This is a genomic window from Nocardia terrae, assembly GCF_009760405.1.
Classification (GTDB): domain Bacteria; phylum Actinomycetota; class Actinomycetes; order Mycobacteriales; family Mycobacteriaceae; genus Nocardia; species Nocardia terrae.
The window spans coordinates 336,797-358,262 of the sequence record NZ_WRPP01000007.1 but is presented as its reverse complement, the minus strand read 5'-3'; the positions used below and the strand labels follow the sequence as shown (position 1 = coordinate 358,262).

The following is a 21,466-nucleotide window of genomic DNA, read 5'->3' as shown; positions in this document are numbered from 1 at the left end:
ATCGATTCACAGCGCGTGCGCGTCGAGCCAGACCCGGGCCACCGATGCGGGGATCGCGCCCTGATCACGCACCTGGTGGATCATGTCGGCCAGATCGGTGGTGGTGAGTTCGCCCGCCACGTAATTGAGTTTGCGGATCTGCTGGTCGGTGAGGGCGGCCTTGCGCATGACCGGCAGCACGCTGGCGGCGCGGAAGGCGTAGTCGGGATCGGCGAGCGCGGCCAGGTCCGCGCCGCCGTCCGGCAGGAACGACGGCGGTCCGGCCAGCACCGCGAGCTGGATCTCCCCGTCGGAGAGCGCCTTTCGCAGCGTGGCGTCCGTCGTGAAGGTCAGCGCGTGCGCGAATTCGCAGTGGTACACGCTGCGCAGGGGATTCAGTACGTCGCGCAGGGGATCGAGCGGCGCGCGCAGTGCGTCCAGTGGCGGGCCGGTGGTGATGCCGATGGTGAGGTCACCGCACCGCGGTCCCAGCTCCTTCAGCGACGAGGGGAAGTCCGCGGGCCGGGTCGCCGCCGCGACCACCGTCTGCCGCAGATCGGTGCCGTCGGCCGGATCGGAGTCGATCACGCCTTCCGGAAGCGCCTTGGACAGCGCCGCATTGACGCCGTCGACCGCGCCGCCGTCGGCGCCGGTGGTCGTCTCCGGCTTGGTGACGGTCGCGGTCGGGTCCAGGGCGCTAAGCAGATCCCCGCTGACATCGCCGTACAACGCGATGGTGTCCGAGTCGAGCCCGGCGAGCAGATCCTTGCGGTCCCCCATTCGCGTCTTGGTCTGCGTGTGCAGCCCGGTCCGCGCCAGTGCGCCCGCGTAGATCTCGGCGATCATCATGGACTCGGCCGAATCCCCCGCGCCGACGGTCAATACCGGCCCGGAGTCATGGCCGCCGCAGGCGACGGCGACCGCCGCGACCACGACGACCAGCAGTGGACGCGAGAGGCGGCGCACGAGGGAGGCTGTTCCGGCGGACACCCGCAACAGTCTGCCGCAGCCTGATCCCAGTGCTTCCGCAGGGTGGAAACAGCCGCGAAGATGGCTCGGCCGCATCCGCCAGATCGCGAAACCGACCCGAGGTAGGCAACGTTCGCGGAACAGAGCGGGCAATATGGACAGTTAGGTCTGTTTCGGGGTGGTTCCTTTCGCCCCGCCCGCCGCAGGCACCCCGCTCGGAAGGACGACAGTGCACTCGCTCATCACCACGCGCGCCGACGGCAGGCGCACCGCCCGGACCGTATTCAGGATTCTCGCCGCCTCGGTGGCGCTGGCCGCGGCCATGGCGTTGTCCGCCTGTGGCGGCAGCAAGTCCAACCCGCTCGGCGGCGGGGGCGACTGCGGCGGCGACACCAACAAGATCACCGTCGGCTCGGCCAACTTCCCGGAGTCCGAGACCGTCGCCGATGTCTACGCGGAAGCCCTGCGCGCCAATGGTTTCAGCATCGACACCAAGCTCAATATCGGCAGCCGCGAAGCGTACGTGCCCGCGCTGAAGGACTGCTCCATCGGCCTCATCCCCGATTACACCGGCAATCTGCTGCAGTACCTGGACAAGTCGAGCACCGCCACCTCGCCCGACGAGGTGAACGCCGCGCTGACCAAGGCGCTGGGCGACAAGCTCGCCATCGGCACCCCCGCGCCCGGTGAGGACTCCGACGCGGTCGTGGTCACCAAGGCCACCGCCGACAAGTGGAATCTGAAGTCCATCGCCGATCTGGCCTCGCACTCGGCGGAGGTGAAACTGGCCGCGCCCGCGGAGTTCTCCGAGCGTCCGGGCGGCCTGCCCGGTCTGAAGAAGAACTACGGCCTGGACATCTCCTCGGCCAACTTCGTGCCGATCGCGGACGGCGGCGGCCCCGCCACCGTGAAGGCGTTGGTCGACGGCCAGGTCACCGCCGCCGACATCTTCACCACCTCCCCGGCCATCACCGCCAACAACCTGGTGGTGCTGACCGATCCCAAGCACAACTTCCCGCCGCAGAACGTGGTGCCGCTCTACAACGCCGCCAAGAAGAGCGACAAGCTGACCAAGGTGCTCGACGCGGTCTCCGCGAAACTGAGCACGGCCGAACTGATCTCGCTGAACACCGCGGTGTCCGGCGCCAGCAAGACCGAGCCCGCCGCGGCCGCCAAGCAGTGGGTCAGCGCGCAGGGGCTCGACAAGCCGGTCTCGTAAGGGAGGGGAACACGGTGTCCGACATCGAATTCAATGCCGTCAGCAAGACGTACCCGGACGGCACCACCGCCGTCCACCACCTCGATCTGCGCATCGAATCCGGGTCGTTCACCGTGTTCGTCGGGCCGTCCGGCTGCGGCAAGACCACCTCCATGCGCATGATCAACCGCATGATCAGCCCGACCGCGGGCTCGATCGTCGTTGACGGGCAGGATATTTCGCGGGCCGACAAGGTCAAACTGCGCCTTCGGATCGGCTATGTGATCCAGAACGCGGGTCTGCTGCCGCACCGCACCGTGGTCGACAATGTGGCCACCGTGCCGGTGCTGCTCGGGCAGTCCCGCCGCGCGGCCCGGCTGGCGGCCCTGGAGGTCATGGACCGCGTCGGGCTGGATCGTGGTCTGGCGCAACGCTATCCGGCGCAACTCTCGGGTGGCCAGCAGCAGCGCGTCGGTGTCGCCCGAGCGCTGGCCGCGGACCCGCCGATCCTGCTCATGGACGAACCCTTCAGCGCCGTCGACCCGGTGGTGCGCACCGAACTGCAGGCCGAGATGCTGCGTCTGCAGGCCGAACTGCACAAGACCATCGTCTTCGTCACCCACGACATCGACGAGGCCATCAAGCTCGGTGACCACATCGCCGTCTTCGGCCCCGGCGGCTACCTGCAGCAGTACGACGTACCGCAGACCGTACTCGCCCAGCCCGCCACCGATTTCGTGGCCGGATTCGTCGGCCGCGACCGCGGCTACCGGGAGCTGTCCTTCCGCCCCGCCGACGCCGTTCCGCTGCACGAGCTTTCGACGGTCACCCCGGAGGAGGTGCCCCGCATCCGCCTCGAGAAGGGCGAATGGCGGCTCGTGGTCGACGAGGCGAAGAAGCCCATGGGCTGGATCGACACCACCGGTGTGGAGGGCGTCCGCGCCGGGCATCCGCTCGCCGACAGCGTGGCCGCGGGCGGCTCGCTGTTCCCGCTGGACGGCGACCTGCGCCAGGCTCTCGACGCCGCCATCTCCTCGCCCTCGGAAATCGGTGTGGCCGTGGATACCTCGGGCGCGGTCCTGGGCGCCATCTATGCCCGGGACGTCCTCGAACAACTGCACCGCCAGCGCACCGACGAGGACGCCGAACGCAACCGGGTCTTCTTCGAGGAGTCGAAGTGAGGTATCTCCTCGACAATTTCGACGAGATCGCCGGGTACGCGCGCACCCATCTGTATCTGGCGCTGGTGCCGCTGCTGCTCGGGCTCGTCATCGCGGTGCCGGTGGGAGCGCTGGTGCATCGGGCGCGCGGGCTGCGGCGGGCGACCACGATTGCCGCCAGCGTCGCCTACACGATTCCGTCGCTGGCGCTGTTCGTGATCCTGCCGCCGCTGCTGAACATCGGGGTCATCGATCCGCTGAATGTGGTGATCGCCCTGACCATCTACTCGGTGGCGCTGCTGGTCACGGCCGTACCGACCGCGCTGGATTCGGTGCCCGCCGACACTCTCGACGCCGCCGACGCCATCGGCTACACCCGGTTGCGCCGGGTGCTGACCGTCGACTTTCCGCTCGCCCTGCCGGTTTTCGTCGCCAACCTGCGCGTCGTGGCGGTCACCAATATCTCGATGGTGACCGTGGGCGCGCTGATCGGGGTCGGCGGCCTGGGCAAGCTGTTCACGCAGGGGTATCAGCGCGACTATCCGGACGAGATCATCGCGGGCATCATCGTGGTGCTGGTACTGGCCCTGGTCGTGGACCGATTGCTGTACGTGCTGGGCAGATTCGCGACGCCCTGGCTGAAAGGGCGTGCGGCATGAGCCTTTTCCTCGACGCCTGGCACTTCCTCACCGACGGCTCGAATTGGTCCGGCCCCACCGGAATCGGGCGGCGGCTGCTCGAGCATCTCTACTACAGCCTGCTGGCCGTGGGGTTCTCGGCGGTGATCGCGGTGCCGATCGGACTGTTGATCGGTCACACCCGGCGCGGTTCGGCGCTCATCGTGGGCTTCGCCAACTCCATGCGCGCGCTGCCGACCCTGGGTGTGCTCACCTTCGTGGTGCTGCTGCTCGGCCTGGGCCTGACACCACCGCTGCTGGCCCTGCTGACCGTCGGGATGCCGCCGCTGCTGGCGGGCGCCTACGCGGGCATCGCGAATGTGGACCCGACCGTGGTGGACGCGTCGCGGGCCATGGGCATGAGCGAGCCCCGGGTGCTGTTCCAGGTGGAGCTGCCCAACTCGCTGCCGGTGCTGTTGAGCGGGCTACGCGCGGCCACCCTGCAGGTGGTGGCGACCGCGACCATTGCCGCCTACGTGAATCTGGGCGGGCTGGGTCGCTACATCTTCGACGGGATCAGCCTCTACCGCTACGACAAGGTGCTGGTCGGCGCGATCCTGGTGGCCGCGCTGGCGCTGGCTCTGGACGGGCTGCTGGCCTTCGCGGTGTGGCTGAGCGTGCCCGGCACCGGCCGGCTGCGCCGGGTCACGGGGCGGGTTCGAAACGCACGCATTGACCTTCCGGTGTGATCGGGGTCACGATGTCTCGTGGCACACCCATCCGAGACAGGAGGCTCGCAGTGAAGGCTCGCGACATCATGCACCGGAGTGCGGAATGCATCCCCGCCGATGAAACCCTCGATCGCGCCGCCCAGCTCATGCGCAATATGGATGTCGGCGCGCTGCCGATCTGCGACGGCGAAAAACTGATCGGCATGCTCACCGACCGCGACATCGTGGTGCACTGCGTCGCCATGGGCCACGACCCCAGCCGGGTCCGCGCCGGTGACCTGGCCCAGGGCCGCTGCTGGTCGGTGGACGTGGACACCGAGATGAATACCGTCCTCGACGTCATGGAGCAGAACCAGATCAAGCGCATGCCGGTGCTCGATATGCGCAAGAACAATCAGCTGGTCGGCATGATCTGCGAGTCCGACCTGGCCAAGAACCTCAGCGACAAGCAGCTGGCCGAATTCATCACCGCCGTCGCGGTACCGCACTAGCGCCGGTCGCGGCGTCCCGGTTCGCAGCGGTTTCACAGGGACGGACCGCATGATTGCCGGGTGCAACCGGGACGCATTCTTGTGATCGAAGACGCCGAGGCCATCCGGGCCGCGGTGGGAGCCGGGCTGTCCGCCGCCGGGCACGAGGTGCTCGCGCGCGCGGACGGCGGCCTCCTCGAACAGGACCTCGCCCAGTTCCGGCCCGACGTCGTGGTCCTCGATGTCATGCTTCCCGGCCGGGACGGGTTCGCGCTGCTGGAGTCGGTGCGGGCGCGCTGCGGGGCGGGTGTGGTCATGCTCACCGCCCGCGACGGCATCGAGGACCGGGTGCGCGGACTGCGCGCCGGGTCCGACGACTATGTGGTCAAACCCTTCGACCTCACCGAACTGGTGGCGCGGGTGGAGGCGCTGCTGCGGCGCATGGGAAAACTGCAGAGCCGCATCGTGATCGGTGATGTCGAGGTGGACCTGGACGCGGGCGGCGCACGCCGGGCCGGGCACGAGCTCACCCTCACCGCGACCGAGTTCAAGCTGCTGGCGTACCTGGCGGCGCAGCGGGACCGGGTGGTCACCAAGACCCAGATCCTCACCGCCGTCTGGGGATACGAGGACTACGACCCGAATCTGGTCGAGGTGCACGTGAGCGCGCTGCGCCGCAAGCTCGAGGAGCGTGGGGAGCGGGTGGTGCACACGGTGCGCGGGCTCGGGTACACGCTGCGGGCGCCACGGTGAAGACGGTGTCGCTGCGCGGCCGGGTGACCCTCACGGCCGCACTGGTTTCCGGGATCACGCTGGTGGTGGTCGCGCTGCTGGTGCACGCGCTGTTCGGGGTGGTGGTGACCCGCAGCGAGAGCACGGTGCTGACCGATCGGGTGCAGCTGGCCAAACAGCTTTCCCAGGAAGGGGTTTCGCCGGAGGATCTGGTGGCCCGGGTCGACACGCATTCGGTGCGGGCGCGGCTGGTGCTCGCCGACGGCCACACCTACGGCAGCCTGGACCACCGCCTCGCCGAGGACAGCACCACCAAGACCCGCTTCGTCCGGCTGAGCGGGCCGGGCACCCTCGACGATGCCCGGCTGACGCTGCAGATCGATACCCCGCTGCTGGCCCGCGTGCAGTCGCGCCTGGGATTGCTGCTGATACTGGCCACGACCGCTGCGCTCGCCGTGATAGTCGTCGGCCTGTGGCTGCTCGTGCGCCGGGCCCTCGCCCCGCTGGACACCATGACCCGCCTGGCCCGGGATATCGCGCACGGCCATCTCGGACGCCGCCTCGAGCCCGACCGCACCGATACCGAATTAGGCCGCACCGCAGCCGCTTTCGACGAAATGCTGGATGCCCTCGAGGGCGCGCTCCGCGACACCGCCGCCGCCGAGGCCCGCGCCCGCGCCTCCGAACAGCAGATCCGCGTCTTCGTCGGCGACGCCGCCCACGAACTGCGCACCCCCATCACCGGTGTCCGCTCGCTGGCCGAGGCCGTCTTCCACCAGCCCGCCGACACCGATCCCGAGGACCGCCAGCGCATGCTGCTGCTGCTGGTCCGCGAAACCCAGCGCGCGGGCCGCCTGGTCGACGACCTGCTCGACCTGGCCCGCATCGACGCCGGACTCCAATTGCGCCGCGAGCCCGTGGATCTCCATGCCCTCGCGTCCACTCATCTCGAGCGCATGCGAATGCTGCACCCGCACACCGAGTTCCAGCTCATAGGCGACCCCGTGACGGTCTCCGCCGACCCGGAGCGCGTCACCCAGATCCTCACCAACCTGCTCACCAACGCCTGCCAGGCCATGAAGGACCACGGCCGGATCACGGTGAGCCTGAACGCCTTCCCCGACGCCGTCGACCTCCTCGTCGCCGACACCGGTCCCGGCATCCCACCCGAAGACCGCGACCGTATCTTCGACCGCCTCGTCCGCCTGGACCACGCCCGCGACACCCGCCCCGACGGCTCGGGTCTGGGCCTGGCCATCGCCCGCGGCCTGGCCCGAGCCCACGGCGGCGACTTGACCTGCGCCGCCCCCGGACCCGGCGAGTCCGGAGCCGTCTTCGTGCTCCGCCTGCCGGTCACGCCACGCTGAAACTCAGCTCGGGCAGACGGCGTCCAGCGCCTTGGCGGTGGTCTGCAGCGGACCGCTCGACAGGGTGACGAGGTTGTCGTCGGGGGCGGTCTTGATCTGGTCCAGGACCTGGACATAGGCGCGCAGGGCGGATTTGACCTTGGGGTCGGTGACCTGGTCGACCATGGGGGTCAGGGTGGCGTCCTGGGTTCCCATGGCGGTGCGGATCTGGTCGGCGGAGGGGTGTTCGTTGCCGTTGAACGGGTCGTCGGGGACGGCGGCCAGGATGTCCTTGCAGCCGACGGCCTTGGCGTTCGCGGCGGCCACCGTGGTGGTCTTCGCGGGCTGCGCGGCATCGCCGCTGCTCTTACCGGAGCTGGATCCACAGCCTGTGACCAGCAAGCCGACGGTCGCCACCAGCGCGACCGGAACGGCGCGCGAAACCGCCCGCGACACATGGAACTTCATGATTCAACCTTCCGAGTTCTCGCCCCCTGCCCGCCGATCATGGTGTGGCCTCGATAACGTCCGCCTCATCGCTGATCATTTCCGCGTCATCGCGCCGCCATCGTCCCTGTTCACGGGACCTGAAGATCGACTGAAGAAGGCCGGTGGATTCAGCCCGTCTTCAGGCGGCGCGGGCAGATTCGGTGGGGACCCATCCCACCGCAGGAAGTTGACAACGAGCATGAAGCGCACCCTCGCCGCCACCCTCGCCGGAGCCGCCGGCATCGCCGCCATCGCCTTCGCCGGAACCGGCATGGCCTCCGCCGACACCCCGGACTGCAGCCCGGCCGCCCGCGTCGCCGCCCACCAGGACGCGAAGCCGAAGGTGCAGGCCTACCTGGCCGCGAATCCCGACCTGAAGGCCGAACTCGTCAAGATCAAGGGCCTGCCCAAGGACCAGCGCAAGGCGGAATGGACCACCTACAAGCAGGCCCACCCCGACCAGATCAAGGGCCTGCGCGACGCCCGCTCCGCGGTGATCGCCTTCCGCCAGGCCTGCCACAAGTAACCCCGGCCCCGCGCATCTCGCCCCGCGAACGCCCGGCCCCGAGCTCACCCCCTCGCCCGCTCGAAGGCCGTGCGACTGCCCTCGCGAGTCGCGCTGCGCGGCCCTGACCGGAGGGCACCGATCCCGCGATCGGTGCCCTCCGGTCGTCTCGTTCCCCTTCCGCAGGGCTCATCGGAACCCATTCCGGAGAATCAGAAATCCTTGCGGCGCAGGATTTCCCATCCAGCCCAGAGCGACGCGGCGGCCCAGAGTGCGGTGACCGCGAGACCGGTCCAGGGGCCGAGGGCTCCGGACGGGTTGTGCACGAGGGCTTGCCTGCCCGCACGGTCGGGGAGGAATTGGACCAGGCCGTTGTGGCGGGTGACATCGCCGAGGGTGAAGGACAGCAGTAGGACGACCGGGACGAGGATTCCCATGGCGGCCATGGCGTTTCGGAAGACCGTGGCCAGGCCCGCCGCGAACAGCGCGATCAGGGACAGGTAGATCGCGCAACCGATGATCGCACGCCAGGCCGCCGGATCGTCGGCCCGTATCCGGTCGGATCCGAGGAGGGGTTGCCCGCCGAAGAAGCACAGAGCAGCGGTCACCAGTCCGGCCGCCATCGTGGCCGCGCCGATCACCGCCAGGTTCGCCCCGTACACCAGGCCCCGGCGCGGCACCGCGGTGAACCAGACACGGGTGCCGCCGTACCGGAATTGCGCTGCCGCGCAGACTGATCCGACGCAGATGGCGGCGAGCTGGCCGAAGTTGATGCCGTAGAACGAGGTCAGCAGCGCGTCGAAGCCGGGTTTGCCCGCATCGTGCCTGCCGATACTCGCCGCACCGGCCAACGAGAATCCCACGGTGGACACGACCAGCAGCGCGAGCAGGCCGCCCAGCACCGGCAGGGACCGGGCCTTGATCCACTCGGAGCGCAGTACCGCTGTGAAACGCATTGTCACATCACCCTTTCCGATGCCGGACCCGCCACGGCGGAGGCGGCGAATTCGGCGGCATCCGCCGTCAGCGCGAGATACGCCTGCTCCAAAGTTCCTGTCTCGTCGGCGAGTTCGAGTACCGGCACCCCGGCGCCCACCAGCAGTGGCCCGATCGATTCGACCCGCGCCCCCGAGACGTACCAGAATCGCCAATACGGTGCGAACCGTCGCGGGCGGGGACTCACTGCTGTACCCCGCCGCGGTCCGTGCGCTCGCCACCGGTCGCGGGAACCCCACCGCCCGTGCGCAACTCGCGCGCGCCGCCCTGACCGACCGCGAGGAAGCCGTTCTGCTGCTGATGGCTCGCGGACTGTCCAATCGGGAGATCGCCCACCAACTCCACATCGGGTCCGAGACCGTCAAGACACATGTCAGCGGTGTCCTCACCAAACTCGGTGCGCGCGACCGCACCCAGGCGGTGATTCTGGCCTACGAATCCGGCTTCCTGGAGCGTTGATTCCCTCTATCGGGGGAGGACGGATTACGTCTCGCGGGCGACGTGGAGGCACGGCCGGGATCCGTAGCGTCTGTGGTCCACGGGGCGGGAGGACCTGGCCCGCAATCACATTCGCCAGGAGGATCGGTGCTCTCCGCCCTTGTTCCGGCTCTGCGGACCCCTGACCTACGACGCAAGATCCTGTTCACGCTCGGGCTGATCGCGTTGTTCCGGCTGGGCACGGCGCTGCCGTCGCCCGGTGTGGATTTCAAGTCCGTCCGGACCTGTGTGGGAGTCGTGTCCGGGGGCGAATCGGCCGGGATCTACCAGCTGATCGATCTGTTCTCCGGCGGCGCGATGCTGCACCTGTCGGTGTTCGCGGTCGGCGTGATGCCCTTCATCACGGCGAGCATCATCACCCAGTTGCTGACCATCGTGATCCCGCGCTTCGAGGAACTCCGAAACGAAGGTCAATCCGGGCAAGCCAAGATCACGCAGTACACCCGGTACGTCGCGATGGCGCTGGCGGTCCTGCAAGCCACCACCCTGGTCGCGCTCGCCGCCCGCAGGCAGCTGCTGCGGGGCTGCGACAAGGACATCCTGGCCGACGCCTCGATCTTCGGGGTGATCATCATCGTGCTGGTCATGACCGCGGGCGCGGCCCTGGTCATGTGGTTCGGCGAGCAGATCACCGAGCGCGGCATCGGTAACGGCATGTCGCTGTTGATCTTCGCGGGTATCGCGGCGCGCATTCCGGCGCAGGGCAGGCAGCTCTACGAGAGCCGCGGCGTGATCGCCACCGTTCTGGTCGGCCTCGCCACAGTGGCGATACTCGTCGGCGTGATCTTCGTCGAGCAGGGCCAGCGCCGGATTCCGGTGCAGTACGCCAAGCGTGTGGTCGGTCGCAAGATGTACGGGGGGTCCTCGACGTATCTGCCGTTGAAGGTGAACCAGGCCGGTGTCATCCCGGTCATCTTCGCCTCGTCGCTGTTGTATCTGCCGAACCTGTTGGCGCAGTTGACCCAGAAGTCCTCGGGGAACCCGGCCAAGTGGCAGGAGTTGATCCAGAAGTATCTGGTCAATCCGTCCAACCCGGTCTATGTGGGCATCTATTTCGCGTTGATCGTGTTCTTCACCTACTTCTATGTCGCGATCACCTTCAACCCGGAGGAGCGCGCGGACGAGATGAAGAAGTTCGGCGGCTTCATCCCCGGCTACCGTCCGGGCAAGCCGACCGCGGACTACCTGAACTTCGTGCTGAGCCGGATCACCCTCCCCGGCTCCATTTACCTCGGTGCCGTGGCCGTGCTGCCGAACCTGCTGCTGCACTCGGGTTCCGGCGGACCCGCCCAGAACCTGGTGTTCGGCGGCACGTCGGTGCTGATCATGGTGAGTGTCGGTCTCGATACCGTGAAACAGATCGAGAGCCAGCTGATGAACAAGAACTACCAGGGTTTCCTACGCTGAAGCAGACTGTGCACATGGCGATCACTCCGAAACACCCGCTGCTGCTGCGGCTCGTGTCCACGCTCGTGCTCGCGATCAGCGCCACCATGCTGTCGGCGGGCACCGCGCACGCCGTCGCCCCGGTCACCGGGCGCAGCGCCACGGTGGGCGTCGACCCGCGCGACTCGACGACCTCGGTGCTGCTCGCCAACGGGCACGCCATCTTCCGTTCGGGCCTGCGCTCGGTCATCGACACCCAGCCGGACCTGCGCTGCGTCGCCGAGGTCGGCGACGGGGCCGCCGCCATCGGCGAAATACGAAGGCTGCGACCCGAAGTCGCCATCCTCGACCTCGACATGCCCGGACTGGGCGACCCGGCCACCATCGAGACGGTCGCGGAACTCGGCGGCACCAGCCGAATCCTCACCCTCGCCGCCGACGACACCGACGAAAACCTCTACCGCGCACTACGCCTGGGCGCGTGCGGCTTCCTCACCAAGTCCATGCCGTCCCAGGACCTCGTCGCCGCCATCCGCACGGCTGCCCACCACGACGCCTTGATCGATCCCCGCCGCACCCGCCGCCTCGTCACCCGCCTCACCCACGGCATCGACCCCTTCCCCGCCGCACCCGAACTCGCCGCCCTCACCCCGCGCGAACATCAGGTCCTACTCCTGATGGCGAAGGCCGCCACCAACCCCGAGATCGCCACCACCCTCGGCGTGGGCGAACAAACAGTCAAAACCCACGTCTCCAACATCCTCGCCAAACTAGGCGTCCGCGACCGCGTCCAAGCCGTCGTCTACGCCCACACCCGCCGCATAGTCCCGCAGTAGCCCCAAACGCCGGAGGGTACCGATTCATCCCGATCGGTACCGCCCGGCCATCCGCTCACCCGCGCGACAGGTCGAACTCCCCCGCAATCACCGCGCCCACGAACGCATCCCACTGACCGGCACTGAAAACATGCGCAGGCCCACCGGGATTCTTCGAATCCCGTACCCCGACCCTGCCCCCACCCAGGAACGCGGCCTCGACACACTCCTTGCTGCCGCCGCTTCTGCTGCTCTTGAACCAATGTGCCCTGTTCAGTTCGTAATTCACGCGTTGTACTCCCTTGCTATCTCGCGCACCAGATCCCTGCTGCTCGACTCATCCAGCGCGGCCCGCTGAAGAAGTCTGTACGCCTCGACGTAGCGGTCGACGACATCATGCTTCTCCGAGTACATGTCGCTCGAGTAGCCCTCGCTGTAGATCGTGGTGGGCGCGACGGGCTGGCCACGTCCGTCCGGTCCGAAATCGATGATCACGAATGGTCCGGTCTGATCTCCGGTCGGCATCCCGGCGGAGAACGGAAGGATGCGGAGGGTCACGTTCGGCAAAGTACTTGCGTCGGCGAGACGTTTGAGTTGATCCGCCATAATTTTCGGCCCGCCGATCACCCTGCGCAACGCAGTTTCTCCGAGCACCATGTTCAGCTGGGGCTTCTTGAGATTGTGCGTGAGGATGCGCTGTCGCCTCGCCTTGAGCTCCAATCGCCCTGCGAGAGCGGCCTCTCCATCTTCGGGGTTTGCGGTGTAGGCCAGCACGCGCGCATAGGAACGAGTCTGAAGCAGGCCCGGGATGAGGTCCGGCTGATAGGTCCTCAGCACCGTGGCCGCGGACTCCATATCCACATAGATACGGAAGTCCTCTGGGAGAACGCCACTGAACTCGTGCCACCAGGATTTCCCGGCCGCGGTCTCCGCCAGACCCCGCAGATGCGCGGCCTGGCGATCGTCGATCTGGTACAGGCGGATCAGGAGGTCCAGATCGGGACGTCGGATCTTCGCCACCTCTCCCGCCTCGTGCCGCTGGAGCTTGCTCTTGCTCCAGTCCATCTGCCTGCCAGCCTGTTCCAGAGTGAACCCGGCTTCCTCGCGGGCCGACTTCAGGTATCGCCCGAGCTGGCGGCGAGTGAGGGTGCTTTCTGTTTCGGACATGTGTCTTCCCGTTCTCGGGTCATCATGTTTCCCGCTCCGCGACGATCGCAATTCCCGGAGCGGGAAAAGTATCCCACGTTCCGAGGGTCGAATGCTGGTGAAACAGTGCAGAAATCCGAATTCCCGCTTTTCGCTTCCCAACTTCCACACCGTCTCGATGCACTGGACCCATGACAACCCAACAGGTAGGCAGCCCAAGGCCGTCCTGGGTCGACGACGACTGTCAGGACGGGTCGATTCACCCCATCACCCACGTGCGCGCCGAAGGCATCCTGGCCATCCACGCCACCTGCGAACCGCCGTGCCCGCGCGCGCAGAGTGCCCGCAGGTATCTCGAGAACAGCGGCACGCGGACATGATCGGCGAGAGCCCGGTCGAACGGCGGGTGTGGCTGTACCGCGAGCTCTACGGTCTCCCCTGCCGGATATCGGGTATCCGAATCATCCTGTCCACCAACGATGTCTGGGCGATCACCGCGCCCCGCGACATGGCGGCCCGGATCGACGATGCGCTGTTCCAGCGCAAACAGGTAGCGCCGATCCTGGACACGGGCACCCCCTACCCCCTGATCCTCCTGGCCGCACCGAGCCCCCTGGACCCCAGCCGCTTCACCACCGATCTACGCCTCCGCTCCCATTGCGAATTCCTCTCGGAGGGAACGCAAATCACCCTCCCCTCCGCCCTACCCACCCCGCAACCGGCCCCGCACTGGTTCAGATACCCCCACACAGAAAAGCTCCCACCCATCACCGCGGTCCTCCGAGCGATCCACATCGCCCTCCGAAACCTCCCCACCCCACCCCGCTGACCCACGAGAGGCAGCCATGCTCACCGCAATCATCGCCACCGCAACAACTCTGCTCTCCCTCCCCTGGCCCAACCGCCTGCTCCCGAACCCCCACCCCTCCCCACATTCGGTCGCCGCCATCCAAGCCCGCATCGCCTGCGAACAACGCATGGCCACCGCCTCCACCCGCGAGGCCACCCGCCTGTCGACCATCGCCGCAAATCTCCGCGCAACCCGATCATGGGCCCAACCGCGCCGCTCGGTCATTTCACCTGCACTGTGACCTTCCACTGCTTGGCGACCGAAGGGCACTCGCGACCTTTGTCGGGCCTGCACTGCGGTTGTGCGGTGATCGTGGTCGTGCCGTCGTTTTCTGCTTGGAGAACAGCTGAGGCGTCGCCGTTCGGTGCCGTGCGGCTCGCGGTCCGGCTCAGTACCGTTGAGTCGCTGGACACCGGAGGCTGCCATGTGTATGTGAGTCCGTTTTCGTGGAAGCTGGTGAGTCGGACCTCGATGTCGTCGCCGAGTGATGCGGTCACCGACCGGCCGTCGTCGGAGTTGGTGAGCGCAATATGCTGCGCCGACGCCGGGGCGGAGACCGCCATCGACGTCAGGGTCAACGCCAGGATCACTGGAGCGGCAAAGTACACGCGAATCTTCACGGTCTCTCCCTCGGTTGTTCCGCCCGGAGGCCAACGGCAGACTCCTCGAGTGATCGCTGGCCGTAGAAGTCGGTGCGCGCTGGTACTGCTGCCTTGCATTCGATACCAGCACCATCTCGAATGGAAGTAACCACGCGGGTGTGTGCCCCACCGGATCGTCAGCGCAGATCCGCCGCGCCTCTCGGGATCAGGAACCAACAGCGAACATCCACTGCTCGGCAGGACGCTGCGTCCAGTCGGCGCCGGAGGCGGTGGGCCGGAGATCAAAATCGGTCGGCCCCAGCGATCTTCAGGGCCGACCGCGTGCCCGCTTCGAACCGCGCGAGAAGCGACAGGAGAGCGGACACCCTCGCCCTGTTCCTCCCCAGAGAAGCAGGTATGTTTCTGATGGGGCTGCCCCCGTAGCTCAGGGGATAGAGCGACGCTCTTCTAAAGCGTTGGCCGCAGGTTCGAATCCTGCCGGGGGCACTGCATGAACAGGCACTCGCTCGAATCGGCTGTTGACCCCGATTCGCAGATTGGCTCGCGCTGCAAGGAATCGCGGGTGCATGCACTCAGATCGCTCGAGCCGCTTGATCTTCCACCACGCTGCCCCGGGCCGTCTCGATCCGCGCGGCATGAGCGTGCGAATCTATTGAGTATCACCCCATGCTCGTCGGAGGTTGACATGTCCGTCGTACCTTCGGTTATCAGTGCAGTGGCAGCATCGCTGGCAGCTGCCTTTGCTGGCGCGACTCTCTACATATCGGGCCGTCGCGAGAACCGAAAGTGGTTGCGAGAGGCACTTATTGATGCCTACGTGGAATACCTCGACGCCAGTTTCGCCAGCCGCGGCGCGTATGCGCGCATCGCCCGAGTCGACGGCTACGACGCCGGCACATGCACGGAGATGCAAGCGCGAACCGATGAGGCGTACTGCGCCCAGGCCGTCGTGCTCACTCGCCTTCGCCTGATCGCACCAGGAAAAGTCGTGTCGGCCGCCGAAGCACTACACCTCGCCGACGGTGCCGTCATGCGCACCACCTTCGAGCGAGAGCGACCACCGATCGACGATGACGAATGGGCCGCGGCCAGAGACAAACAACACGTTGCCCAGGAGCACTTCATCCGCGTGACAAGACAATCATTGCGGCTCGGTCAAGCCAGCCCCGTCATGCGAGGTTTCGAGTTTCCAGGCCCGTGAGATCAGAACCGTCAGCGCACACTTCTCGGCAGGACAAGACGCCCGGCCGACCTCGGACCCACACCGCCACTTGATCTTCCACCCCGAGACGTTGGCCGGTTCGGTCAGCGCGCCTCGCCCGTGGCCGCACCGCGACCGCAGCGGCGACGGCCCCACCTGATCACCTACGGCGCAGCCGCTGACGAATGATAGCGACCCCGGCTCCACTCAGGTCCGCGAGCGCGGCGGCGCGCCCGGCCACGGCCATCATGATGGCCTCGCCGGGGCCATGGATCTGCGGTCCGTCGCCGTGGTCCCAGTCGACATCGGTGGCCGTGAGGCGTAATCCACGCGTGAGCCGCCCGGTCCGCAGGAAAGGGTCGGGGTGACGCAGCACGGTCAGCAGGTGCGGGGCGGGGATCACCCTGGCGAGCCCGAGCGGTCGCCGGATGTCCTGGTGATGAATCATTGTGTCAGCCAGCGCGATTCGCGGTGCGGTCCGCAGCGCGAAGCCTCGCGTGGGGGTGGATTCGTAGGCGATGAGCAGTTCGTCGATCGTCATGGCAGTGCCGCGGCGGACATAGAGTGCGTTGAGCCGGTCGGGTGAGCCACCGACGCGGAGCGTCTCTCGCAGGTACGTCATCGGCGGAGTGGCCTCGTAGAGCAGGTGGGCGACCACGTCCCGGATGCGCCAACCAGCGCACAGTGATTCGGCCTCCCACTGGTCGGGGGTCAGGGTGCGCAGCAGTTCGGCCAGCTCACGCCGCTCGCGCACGACCATCGCACGGGTGGCGAGCTTCGCCGGAGCCGTGCCGACGTGCTCCGGCATCCCCGCAATCCACTCCATTCGCCATCCTCCCTGTCCAGAGCGGGCCGCCCGAGAAGTGCGTCCCGGGATGCTTGACACCACTTACACAAATGCGAACACTGATCACTATACGATCAACGTCCACTATTTGCGAGGTGTGAGCATGAACCGGCAGATCGAGTCGCTGGTCACCGACCGTCTCGACACCTGGGCGGGCGACCTGGGCGAGGATCGCGAGATGTACACCAACCATGTGCTGCGGGTGCTGTCGTTCTGCGACTTGCAGGCCGGGAGCGCCCCGGGCAGCGTGGACGCTCCGAGCTCGCGAGAGGAGTTCCGCACCGCGGCGGTGTTCCACGACCTGGGGGTGTGGACGGCGCATACCTTCGACTATCTCGCGCCCTCGATCTCCCTGGCGTGCGACTGGCTGGTGCGCCACGGACAGCATCGATTGATGCCGATCGTCGCGGCGATGATCGATGACCACCACAAGATTCGACCGATAGACGGCCCTTACCCGGAAGCCGAGGTCTTCCGCCGCGCCGATCTTGTCGACGTCAGCGCGGGACTGATCCGGTTCGGGATCGCGCGCGCCGACTACCGCCAGGTGGTGAACCGGTATCCGGATGCCGGATTTCGACGCCGGCTCGCGCGACTGGGCACACAGCGGCTACGCAGCCACCCGTGGTCGCCACTGCCGATGCTCAAGTGGTAGCCCAGCCCAAGCACTTCACCCGTCCCTCGATCAAGGAGCAAATGATGCCCGAATCCCCTGTTCTCGCGACCGCGCTCGGTGCGACGCGCGTAGCGCTGGGCCTCGGCTACATGTTCGCGCCGAAAGCGGTGAGCCGCGCGACCTTCGGCAACGACATCGACGGTCCGGAGTTGCGCGTCACCAACCGCATGCTGGGCTCCCGCGAAGTGCTTATCGGCGCGGCCACCATCACTGCCGCCCAGACGAATTCGCGCCACCTCGGGCGAATCCTGCTGGGCGCGGCGGCCGGTGACGCCTGGGATGCCTTGGCGGTGCTATCCACCAAGGGCACCACCTCGCACGCCAAGTGGGCCGTGGGCGCGGTCGCGTTGACAGCCGCAGCGGTGGGCGCGTTCACCGGTTCGACCACACGACCCGAATAGACGACCCGCCCCGAGAGGAAAACCATGACAGAGCTCACAACCCGGGCCCGGATACTGCGGCGCCGGATCATGGAACAAGTCCGCGGCGAGGGCACCGCGCCGACAATCGCCGAACTGCGTGGCGAATTCGCGCTGACACCCGAGGAGATCTCGGCGGATCTGCGCGCTCTCGAAGGGGCGATCTGCGTCGCTCTTCAGGATCACGAGCACGCCGACAGTCCGAGCTTCCAGGACGAGCCGCTGGCGGGTGCGCAACCGCCGCTGGGTGAGATCGTCTACGCCCGCCCGTTCGCGACCTTCGCGAATCACTACCGGGTCAGCGTCGACGGCGAACAGAAGTGGTTCGCCGAATGCGCCGTGGAAGCGTGCGCGATCTCCGGCCAGTTCCCCGGTTCCGACGTAGTGGTCGAATCCCGGTGCCGCCAAACCGGTGTGCCGATCCGGCTGGTCGGCCGCGACGGGGTGCTGCTGGACTACTCACCCCGGACGCTGCGCGTGCATCTGGGCTATCCGCTGCGAGAAATGCCTTACCGGGTGGTGGGCTGGTGCGATTACAACAGCTTCTTCGCGTCGGAGGAAGCGGCCGAGGCATGGCGGCGCGAGCACCCGGAGGTGCAGGGCGTGACGCGAGCACCGGAGCAGATGTCGAGGCTGATCACCGAACTCCTCGGGCGCGGCCGACTCGACGACGGCTACCAGCCGGAATTCCCGGTGCTGACACTCGCCCGCAAATTGTCCCGGTTCGGCTTGACGCGCCCGTCCCGCTTCGGTTTTCCCGTGGTCGACCCGTTCTGGCGACCGACGGTCCGCATGGTCGTCGACTGGCGTCGACGCCTCGGCAATTTCCTGCGATTCCGGCTGGGCTGACGAGCGGCTCGGCACTCACCGCCGCGGTGCGAGCTGAAATCCCATGCCGCGCATCACCGTGGTGACGTGCGCTTCGAAGAGCCGATCGGGGTCGGCGACCAGCGTGCACAGACTGCCGAACACCTCGGCGGCCACGAACCCCAGGATCGAGGACCATGCGTTCACGACAATGCCCGGGACAGGGGAATCGGGCAGCTCCCCGGCCCCGTAGATCGCGACGAGCGTCGGGCCTGCCGCGAGCGGCGGCACATCGGAGCGTGCGGGATCGGCGATACCAGCCGCGATCGCCGACACATAGATCGCGGCGACGGCCTGCACGACCCGCCCGGCCGCGACACCGGTGTCCTCGACCTGCGCCTGATACCCCGGAATCGGCGTGCCGTTGATGAGCGCGAAATCCGACGGCTCGGCCAACGCCCAGGCGCGCAATGCGCCGCAGGCGGCCCGCCATTGCGCGGCCGGATCCGACTGGGCGGCTTGCACTGCCACGCCCAGCGCGTCGGCCAGGTCGTCGTAGGCGTCCACGCACAGCGCGGTGATGAGCGCGGACTGGTTGTCGAAATACCGGAACAATGCCGCTGGAGCCATCCGCATGTCCCTGGCGATGCCGCGCAACGACAGTCCCCCGGTGCCGCGCTCGGCCAACTGCCGGCGGGCGAGTGACTTGATCTCGGCCGTCGTCGCCGCACGCCGCTCGGCACGCCTGGTCACCCCGCCACCAGACCCGGACCCGGCGGTCATCGACACCTCTTTCCTCACCCGGCCCCCGCAGAGCACAAAGTGATCGGCGATTACTTCGCGAACACCACGACAATAGCGGGACGGCGAACCGCCGCCGGTTACAGCCCGGGCTGATCATGCGCGTCGAACCGCTGCAGAAGATCGCGCCCGGTGCTCTCGGTCGATGGTGTGACAGGGTGTCGGGCTCAGCTGTGGTCGTTTTCGGCCACCTGGACGAAGCTGCGGATGAGCGGGTTGCGTGCGGTTTTCAGCCATGCCACGACGAGGCGGCTCGGTGGGCGGTCGCGGAACGGGACGGCGACGAGTCCGGAGGGTAGCGGCTGGTAGAGCGGGGCGAGCGCCGACGTTCCGTTCCACAGGACCGCTTGTAGGCATTCCTGGATGGTCCGCATGACCGGTAACGAGCTGTCGTGCGGTCCGCAGGTCCAGTACGCGGTCCACACCGGATCGGTGCCGTCGGGCAGCCGGACCCATCGGCGGCCGGTCAGGTCGGTCGCCGACACCGAAGCGTGCCGCGCGAGCGGGTCGTCGTCGCGCATCACCACACCGACGGGAACCGAGCGCAGCACGCGCATGTCGATCCCAGTGTCGTCGAAGGGGTTCGGGTCAGCGTCACCTCGACCAGTCCGGTGCGCAGCCCGGCCGTCGGATCGCCGAGATCGGCTTCGTGAATGCCGACGTTCACGTGTGGATGGTGTGCCCGGAACAGCGAGACGACCTTGCCACCGACATGCGCGGCCGTGTCCGCCAGCGTTCCGATCGTGAGGGTCGCCACCCCTGCCGCGGTGGCCACCCGGTTGCGGAGCCGGTCGGCTCGTTCCAGCACCGCGGCCGCCTCGTCGTACATCACCGCTCCGGCGGGCGTGAGGGTGACGCCCTTGGGGGTGCGCTCGAACAGGATGACGCCGAGTTCGTCCTCGAGCTCCCGGATCGCCCGGCTCAGCGGCGGTTGCGTCATGTGCAGGCGGCTCGCCGCCCGGCCGATGTGGCGCTCCCGCGCCACTGCCAGGAAGTACCGGAGCGAGCGAAGGTCCACCGCAACACGATACCCGTGGAGTATCGGGTGTGCGGAGACGGTCTTGGACGGCAGGTCCGTGTCGGCGGACGATCGAAAGTAGAAGGCCGACAAGGAGTTCGACATGACCGACCCCGCTCTCACCATCGGATGTTTCCGATACGACACGACAGCAGCGCTGTTCGACGGCAGCGTCACCGTCGACGGTGTCGACGTGACGATGCACACCGCGACCACCCTGCCGGAGATCTTCGACCGGGTGATCCGAGGAAACGAGTTCGACGTCGCCGAACTCGGGCTCACGTTCTATCTGCGACTGCTGGAAACCGGCCTGCCGTATGTGGCGTTGCCGATCTTCCCGAACCGCGTGTTCCGGCACTCCTGCGTTTTCGTCAACGTCCACAGCGGGATCGCGCTGCCGACCGATCTGGCCGGACGGACCATCGGCGAATTCGGTACCTATGGCCAGGACTCCGGCGTGTGGGCCAAGGGGATCCTGACCGACGAGTACGGGTTCGAGCCCGGCAAGAACCGCTGGGTGATCGGCGGACTCGAACATCCCTCGGCCCCTTTCGATTTCATCCCACACCCGCACCCCGCGGACGTCGAGGTGACTGCTGCCCCCGAAGGGGCAACGCTGAGCGCGATGCTCGATGCGGGCGAGATCGACGCCCTGTTCTCGGCGAACGTCCCGCAGTGCGCGCTCGACGGATCCCCGAACGTCGCCCGGTTGTTCCCCGATTTCGAGCCGCTGGAACGCGACTACCACCGGCGAACCGGAGTTTTTCCGATCATGCACACCGTCGTCGTCCGGCGGGACCTGGTCGGCGAACACCCGGACCTTGTGCGTGAGGTCTACCGCGCCTTCACTCGGGCGAAGAACGACGCCGCCGACCGATACCGCCGCAACCGCAGGCTGTACGAGGTCCAGACCATGGTGCCGTGGATGAACGCCTTGGTCGAACGCAATGACGAACAATTCGACCAGGACTGGTGGCCCTACGGCATCGCGGCCAACCGCACCGCCGTCGAGACCTACCTGCGGTACCACTACGAACAGGGCCTGTCCTCCCGCCGTTGGCGGATCGAGGACGTCTTCGCCCCGGAACTGCTCGATGTCACGTAATCGGCAGGGGGTGCGTTCGGGTCGACGCCGAGGGCGGTGGGCTCGAGATCAAAACCGGTAGGCCCCAGCGATCTTCCGGGCCGACCGTTTGGCCGCTTCGAAC

Annotated in this window: 30 protein-coding genes and 1 tRNA gene; 20 read left to right on the top strand and 11 right to left on the bottom strand. The window is 67.4% G+C overall.

Annotation, left to right across the window (positions count from 1 at the left end; all coding sequences use genetic code 11):
- Positions 1 to 6: 6 nt before the first annotated feature.
- A complete protein-coding gene (locus GPX89_RS32600; protein WP_328602549.1) occupies positions 7 to 969 on the bottom strand; it encodes a glycine betaine ABC transporter substrate-binding protein in 963 nt (320 codons plus the stop codon).
- A gap of 301 nt (positions 970 to 1,270) precedes the next feature.
- Here GPX89_RS32600 and GPX89_RS32595 point away from each other — a divergent pair, with 301 nt between their 5' ends.
- The 7 genes from GPX89_RS32595 to GPX89_RS45010 are packed head-to-tail and all read left to right on the top strand — an operon-like array spanning position 1,271 to position 7,223.
- Entirely contained in the window at positions 1,271 to 2,167 is an 897-nt protein-coding gene (locus tag GPX89_RS32595; RefSeq protein ID WP_157391657.1) for an ABC transporter substrate-binding protein, read from the top strand.
- Positions 2,168 to 2,181: 14 nt separating this feature from the next.
- Positions 2,182 to 3,327, top strand: coding sequence for an ABC transporter ATP-binding protein (locus GPX89_RS32590; protein WP_328602548.1), 1,146 nt, complete (start codon positions 2,182 to 2,184; stop codon positions 3,325 to 3,327).
- Positions 3,324 to 3,965 (top strand): ABC transporter permease, encoded by a 642-nt coding sequence (locus tag GPX89_RS32585; RefSeq protein ID WP_328602547.1) that lies wholly within the window; start codon positions 3,324 to 3,326, stop codon positions 3,963 to 3,965. Before GPX89_RS32590 ends, GPX89_RS32585 begins: the two co-directional genes overlap by 4 nt.
- Positions 3,962 to 4,672, top strand: a complete 711-nt coding sequence (locus tag GPX89_RS32580; protein ID WP_157391515.1) for an ABC transporter permease — start codon at positions 3,962 to 3,964, stop codon at positions 4,670 to 4,672. The genes GPX89_RS32585 and GPX89_RS32580 overlap by 4 nt, the downstream gene beginning before the upstream one ends.
- Positions 4,673 to 4,722: 50 nt before the next feature.
- On the top strand, positions 4,723 to 5,145 hold the full coding sequence (locus tag GPX89_RS32575) for a CBS domain-containing protein (protein ID WP_328602546.1): 423 nt from the start codon (positions 4,723 to 4,725) through the stop codon (positions 5,143 to 5,145).
- 60 nt (positions 5,146 to 5,205) lie between these two features.
- On the top strand, positions 5,206 to 5,877 hold the full coding sequence (locus tag GPX89_RS32570; RefSeq protein WP_328602545.1) for a response regulator transcription factor: 672 nt from the start codon (positions 5,206 to 5,208) through the stop codon (positions 5,875 to 5,877).
- Entirely contained in the window at positions 5,874 to 7,223 is a 1,350-nt protein-coding gene (locus GPX89_RS45010) for a sensor histidine kinase (RefSeq protein ID WP_198347699.1), read from the top strand. Before GPX89_RS32570 ends, GPX89_RS45010 begins: the two co-directional genes overlap by 4 nt.
- 3 nt (positions 7,224 to 7,226) lie before the next feature.
- Here GPX89_RS45010 and GPX89_RS32560 read toward each other — a convergent pair whose 3' ends face one another.
- A complete protein-coding gene (locus tag GPX89_RS32560) occupies positions 7,227 to 7,670 on the bottom strand; it encodes a hypothetical protein (protein ID WP_157391513.1) in 444 nt (147 codons plus the stop codon).
- Between the two features lie 220 nt (positions 7,671 to 7,890).
- On the opposite strand from GPX89_RS32560, the gene GPX89_RS32555 reads away from it, so the two are divergent.
- Complete coding sequence (locus GPX89_RS32555; protein ID WP_157391512.1) at positions 7,891 to 8,217, top strand: hemophore-related protein; 327 nt, start codon at positions 7,891 to 7,893, stop codon at positions 8,215 to 8,217.
- Between the two features lie 191 nt (positions 8,218 to 8,408).
- On the opposite strand, the gene GPX89_RS32550 is transcribed toward GPX89_RS32555, so the two are convergent.
- Entirely contained in the window at positions 8,409 to 9,152 is a 744-nt protein-coding gene (locus tag GPX89_RS32550) for an ABC transporter permease (RefSeq protein ID WP_157391511.1), read from the bottom strand.
- Between the two features lie 2 nt (positions 9,153 to 9,154).
- Positions 9,155 to 9,379 (bottom strand): hypothetical protein, encoded by a 225-nt coding sequence (locus tag GPX89_RS46035; RefSeq protein ID WP_235948583.1) that lies wholly within the window; start codon positions 9,377 to 9,379, stop codon positions 9,155 to 9,157.
- On the opposite strand from GPX89_RS46035, the gene GPX89_RS46030 reads away from it, so the two are divergent.
- The 3 genes from GPX89_RS46030 (at position 9,352) to GPX89_RS32535 (ending at position 11,912) form a co-directional block, all read left to right on the top strand.
- Entirely contained in the window at positions 9,352 to 9,651 is a 300-nt protein-coding gene (locus GPX89_RS46030) for a response regulator transcription factor (protein ID WP_328602544.1), read from the top strand. The genes GPX89_RS46035 and GPX89_RS46030 overlap by 28 nt on opposite strands.
- A 126-nt stretch (positions 9,652 to 9,777) precedes the next feature.
- Positions 9,778 to 11,097, top strand: a complete 1,320-nt coding sequence (gene secY, locus GPX89_RS32540; protein ID WP_328602543.1) for a preprotein translocase subunit SecY — start codon at positions 9,778 to 9,780, stop codon at positions 11,095 to 11,097.
- Positions 11,098 to 11,111: 14 nt separating this feature from the next.
- On the top strand, positions 11,112 to 11,912 hold the full coding sequence (locus GPX89_RS32535; protein WP_235948581.1) for a LuxR C-terminal-related transcriptional regulator: 801 nt from the start codon (positions 11,112 to 11,114) through the stop codon (positions 11,910 to 11,912).
- A gap of 55 nt (positions 11,913 to 11,967) precedes the next feature.
- Here GPX89_RS32535 and GPX89_RS32530 read toward each other — a convergent pair whose 3' ends face one another.
- Both GPX89_RS32530 and GPX89_RS32525 read right to left on the bottom strand, forming a co-directional pair.
- Positions 11,968 to 12,180 carry a DUF397 domain-containing protein gene (locus GPX89_RS32530; protein WP_328602542.1) on the bottom strand — a complete coding sequence of 71 codons (213 nt, stop codon included), beginning with the start codon at positions 12,178 to 12,180 and terminating at the stop codon, positions 11,968 to 11,970.
- Positions 12,177 to 13,058 (bottom strand): helix-turn-helix domain-containing protein, encoded by an 882-nt coding sequence (locus tag GPX89_RS32525; protein WP_157391509.1) that lies wholly within the window; start codon positions 13,056 to 13,058, stop codon positions 12,177 to 12,179. Before GPX89_RS32525 ends, GPX89_RS32530 begins: the two co-directional genes overlap by 4 nt.
- Before the next feature lie 170 nt (positions 13,059 to 13,228).
- Between GPX89_RS32525 and GPX89_RS32520 the strand changes: the two genes are divergently transcribed.
- From GPX89_RS32520 to GPX89_RS32510, 3 genes are read left to right on the top strand one after another with little or no spacing between them, the layout of a single operon-like run.
- On the top strand, positions 13,229 to 13,417 hold the full coding sequence (locus tag GPX89_RS32520; RefSeq protein ID WP_157391508.1) for a hypothetical protein: 189 nt from the start codon (positions 13,229 to 13,231) through the stop codon (positions 13,415 to 13,417).
- Complete coding sequence (locus GPX89_RS32515) at positions 13,414 to 13,866, top strand: hypothetical protein (protein ID WP_157391507.1); 453 nt, start codon at positions 13,414 to 13,416, stop codon at positions 13,864 to 13,866. Before GPX89_RS32520 ends, GPX89_RS32515 begins: the two co-directional genes overlap by 4 nt.
- Positions 13,867 to 13,882: 16 nt before the next feature.
- Positions 13,883 to 14,128, top strand: a complete 246-nt coding sequence (locus tag GPX89_RS32510) for a hypothetical protein (RefSeq protein ID WP_157391506.1) — start codon at positions 13,883 to 13,885, stop codon at positions 14,126 to 14,128.
- Here the strand turns inward: GPX89_RS32510 and GPX89_RS32505 are convergent.
- On the bottom strand, positions 14,109 to 14,507 hold the full coding sequence (locus GPX89_RS32505) for a hypothetical protein (protein ID WP_157391505.1): 399 nt from the start codon (positions 14,505 to 14,507) through the stop codon (positions 14,109 to 14,111). The two genes, GPX89_RS32510 and GPX89_RS32505, sit on opposite strands and share 20 nt — an antisense overlap.
- Positions 14,508 to 14,902: 395 nt before the next feature.
- On the opposite strand from GPX89_RS32505, the gene GPX89_RS32500 reads away from it, so the two are divergent.
- Positions 14,903 to 14,975: transfer RNA gene (locus tag GPX89_RS32500), tRNA-Arg, on the top strand.
- Positions 14,976 to 15,174: 199 nt separating this feature from the next.
- Positions 15,175 to 15,690 carry a hypothetical protein gene (locus GPX89_RS32495; RefSeq protein ID WP_157391504.1) on the top strand — a complete coding sequence of 172 codons (516 nt, stop codon included), beginning with the start codon at positions 15,175 to 15,177 and terminating at the stop codon, positions 15,688 to 15,690.
- Positions 15,691 to 15,850: 160 nt separating this feature from the next.
- On the opposite strand, the gene GPX89_RS32490 is transcribed toward GPX89_RS32495, so the two are convergent.
- Positions 15,851 to 16,498 (bottom strand): maleylpyruvate isomerase family mycothiol-dependent enzyme, encoded by a 648-nt coding sequence (locus tag GPX89_RS32490; RefSeq protein WP_235948684.1) that lies wholly within the window; start codon positions 16,496 to 16,498, stop codon positions 15,851 to 15,853.
- Positions 16,499 to 16,640: 142 nt separating this feature from the next.
- On the opposite strand from GPX89_RS32490, the gene GPX89_RS32485 reads away from it, so the two are divergent.
- From GPX89_RS32485 to merB, 3 genes are read left to right on the top strand one after another with little or no spacing between them, the layout of a single operon-like run.
- Positions 16,641 to 17,192, top strand: coding sequence for a phosphohydrolase (locus tag GPX89_RS32485; protein WP_157391503.1), 552 nt, complete (start codon positions 16,641 to 16,643; stop codon positions 17,190 to 17,192).
- A 44-nt stretch (positions 17,193 to 17,236) separates the two neighbouring features.
- On the top strand, positions 17,237 to 17,614 hold the full coding sequence (locus GPX89_RS32480; RefSeq protein WP_157391502.1) for a hypothetical protein: 378 nt from the start codon (positions 17,237 to 17,239) through the stop codon (positions 17,612 to 17,614).
- 24 nt (positions 17,615 to 17,638) lie between these two features.
- Entirely contained in the window at positions 17,639 to 18,481 is an 843-nt protein-coding gene (gene merB / locus GPX89_RS32475) for an alkylmercury lyase family protein (RefSeq protein WP_157391501.1), read from the top strand.
- A 15-nt stretch (positions 18,482 to 18,496) separates the two neighbouring features.
- Here the strand turns inward: merB and GPX89_RS32470 are convergent, their stop codons facing one another.
- From GPX89_RS32470 to GPX89_RS44015, 3 genes are all read right to left on the bottom strand, one after another.
- A complete protein-coding gene (locus GPX89_RS32470; RefSeq protein WP_157391500.1) occupies positions 18,497 to 19,222 on the bottom strand; it encodes a TetR/AcrR family transcriptional regulator in 726 nt (241 codons plus the stop codon).
- Between the two features lie 185 nt (positions 19,223 to 19,407).
- Entirely contained in the window at positions 19,408 to 19,761 is a 354-nt protein-coding gene (locus GPX89_RS44020; protein WP_235948579.1) for a LysR substrate-binding domain-containing protein, read from the bottom strand.
- Positions 19,761 to 20,258 carry a LysR family transcriptional regulator gene (locus GPX89_RS44015; RefSeq protein ID WP_328602541.1) on the bottom strand — a complete coding sequence of 166 codons (498 nt, stop codon included), beginning with the start codon at positions 20,256 to 20,258 and terminating at the stop codon, positions 19,761 to 19,763. The genes GPX89_RS44020 and GPX89_RS44015 overlap by 1 nt, the downstream gene beginning before the upstream one ends.
- A gap of 103 nt (positions 20,259 to 20,361) precedes the next feature.
- Between GPX89_RS44015 and GPX89_RS32460 the strand changes: the two genes are divergently transcribed.
- The gene (locus GPX89_RS32460; protein WP_157391499.1) at positions 20,362 to 21,363 is read left to right on the top strand and encodes a substrate-binding domain-containing protein; all 1,002 of its coding nucleotides are present in this window, start codon (positions 20,362 to 20,364) and stop codon (positions 21,361 to 21,363) included.
- Positions 21,364 to 21,466: the final 103 nt, after the last annotated feature.

Excerpts from the sequence above, each read along its gene's own strand:
- GPX89_RS32470 (WP_157391500.1), bottom strand. The coding sequence starts at position 19,222 with ATGACCGCCGGGTCCGGGTCTGGTGGCGGGGTGACCAGGCGTGCCGAG.
- GPX89_RS32480 (WP_157391502.1), top strand. The coding sequence starts at position 17,237 with ATGCCCGAATCCCCTGTTCTCGCGACCGCGCTCGGTGCGACGCGCGTA.
- GPX89_RS32560 (WP_157391513.1), bottom strand. The coding sequence starts at position 7,670 with ATGAAGTTCCATGTGTCGCGGGCGGTTTCGCGCGCCGTTCCGGTCGCG.
- GPX89_RS32510 (WP_157391506.1), top strand. The coding sequence starts at position 13,883 with ATGCTCACCGCAATCATCGCCACCGCAACAACTCTGCTCTCCCTCCCC.
- GPX89_RS32490 (WP_235948684.1), bottom strand. The coding sequence starts at position 16,498 with ATGCCGGAGCACGTCGGCACGGCTCCGGCGAAGCTCGCCACCCGTGCG.
- GPX89_RS32595 (WP_157391657.1), top strand. The coding sequence starts at position 1,271 with ATGGCGTTGTCCGCCTGTGGCGGCAGCAAGTCCAACCCGCTCGGCGGC.
- GPX89_RS32535 (WP_235948581.1), top strand. The coding sequence starts at position 11,112 with ATGGCGATCACTCCGAAACACCCGCTGCTGCTGCGGCTCGTGTCCACG.
- GPX89_RS32460 (WP_157391499.1), top strand. The coding sequence starts at position 20,362 with ATGACCGACCCCGCTCTCACCATCGGATGTTTCCGATACGACACGACA.
- GPX89_RS44020 (WP_235948579.1), bottom strand. The coding sequence starts at position 19,761 with ATGCGCGACGACGACCCGCTCGCGCGGCACGCTTCGGTGTCGGCGACC.
- GPX89_RS32550 (WP_157391511.1), bottom strand. The coding sequence starts at position 9,152 with ATGCGTTTCACAGCGGTACTGCGCTCCGAGTGGATCAAGGCCCGGTCC.
- GPX89_RS32520 (WP_157391508.1), top strand. The coding sequence starts at position 13,229 with ATGACAACCCAACAGGTAGGCAGCCCAAGGCCGTCCTGGGTCGACGAC.
- GPX89_RS32580 (WP_157391515.1), top strand. The coding sequence starts at position 3,962 with ATGAGCCTTTTCCTCGACGCCTGGCACTTCCTCACCGACGGCTCGAAT.
- GPX89_RS32485 (WP_157391503.1), top strand. The coding sequence starts at position 16,641 with ATGAACCGGCAGATCGAGTCGCTGGTCACCGACCGTCTCGACACCTGG.
- GPX89_RS32555 (WP_157391512.1), top strand. The coding sequence starts at position 7,891 with ATGAAGCGCACCCTCGCCGCCACCCTCGCCGGAGCCGCCGGCATCGCC.
- GPX89_RS32525 (WP_157391509.1), bottom strand. The coding sequence starts at position 13,058 with ATGTCCGAAACAGAAAGCACCCTCACTCGCCGCCAGCTCGGGCGATAC.
- GPX89_RS32495 (WP_157391504.1), top strand. The coding sequence starts at position 15,175 with ATGTCCGTCGTACCTTCGGTTATCAGTGCAGTGGCAGCATCGCTGGCA.
- merB (WP_157391501.1), top strand. The coding sequence starts at position 17,639 with ATGACAGAGCTCACAACCCGGGCCCGGATACTGCGGCGCCGGATCATG.
- GPX89_RS32515 (WP_157391507.1), top strand. The coding sequence starts at position 13,414 with ATGATCGGCGAGAGCCCGGTCGAACGGCGGGTGTGGCTGTACCGCGAG.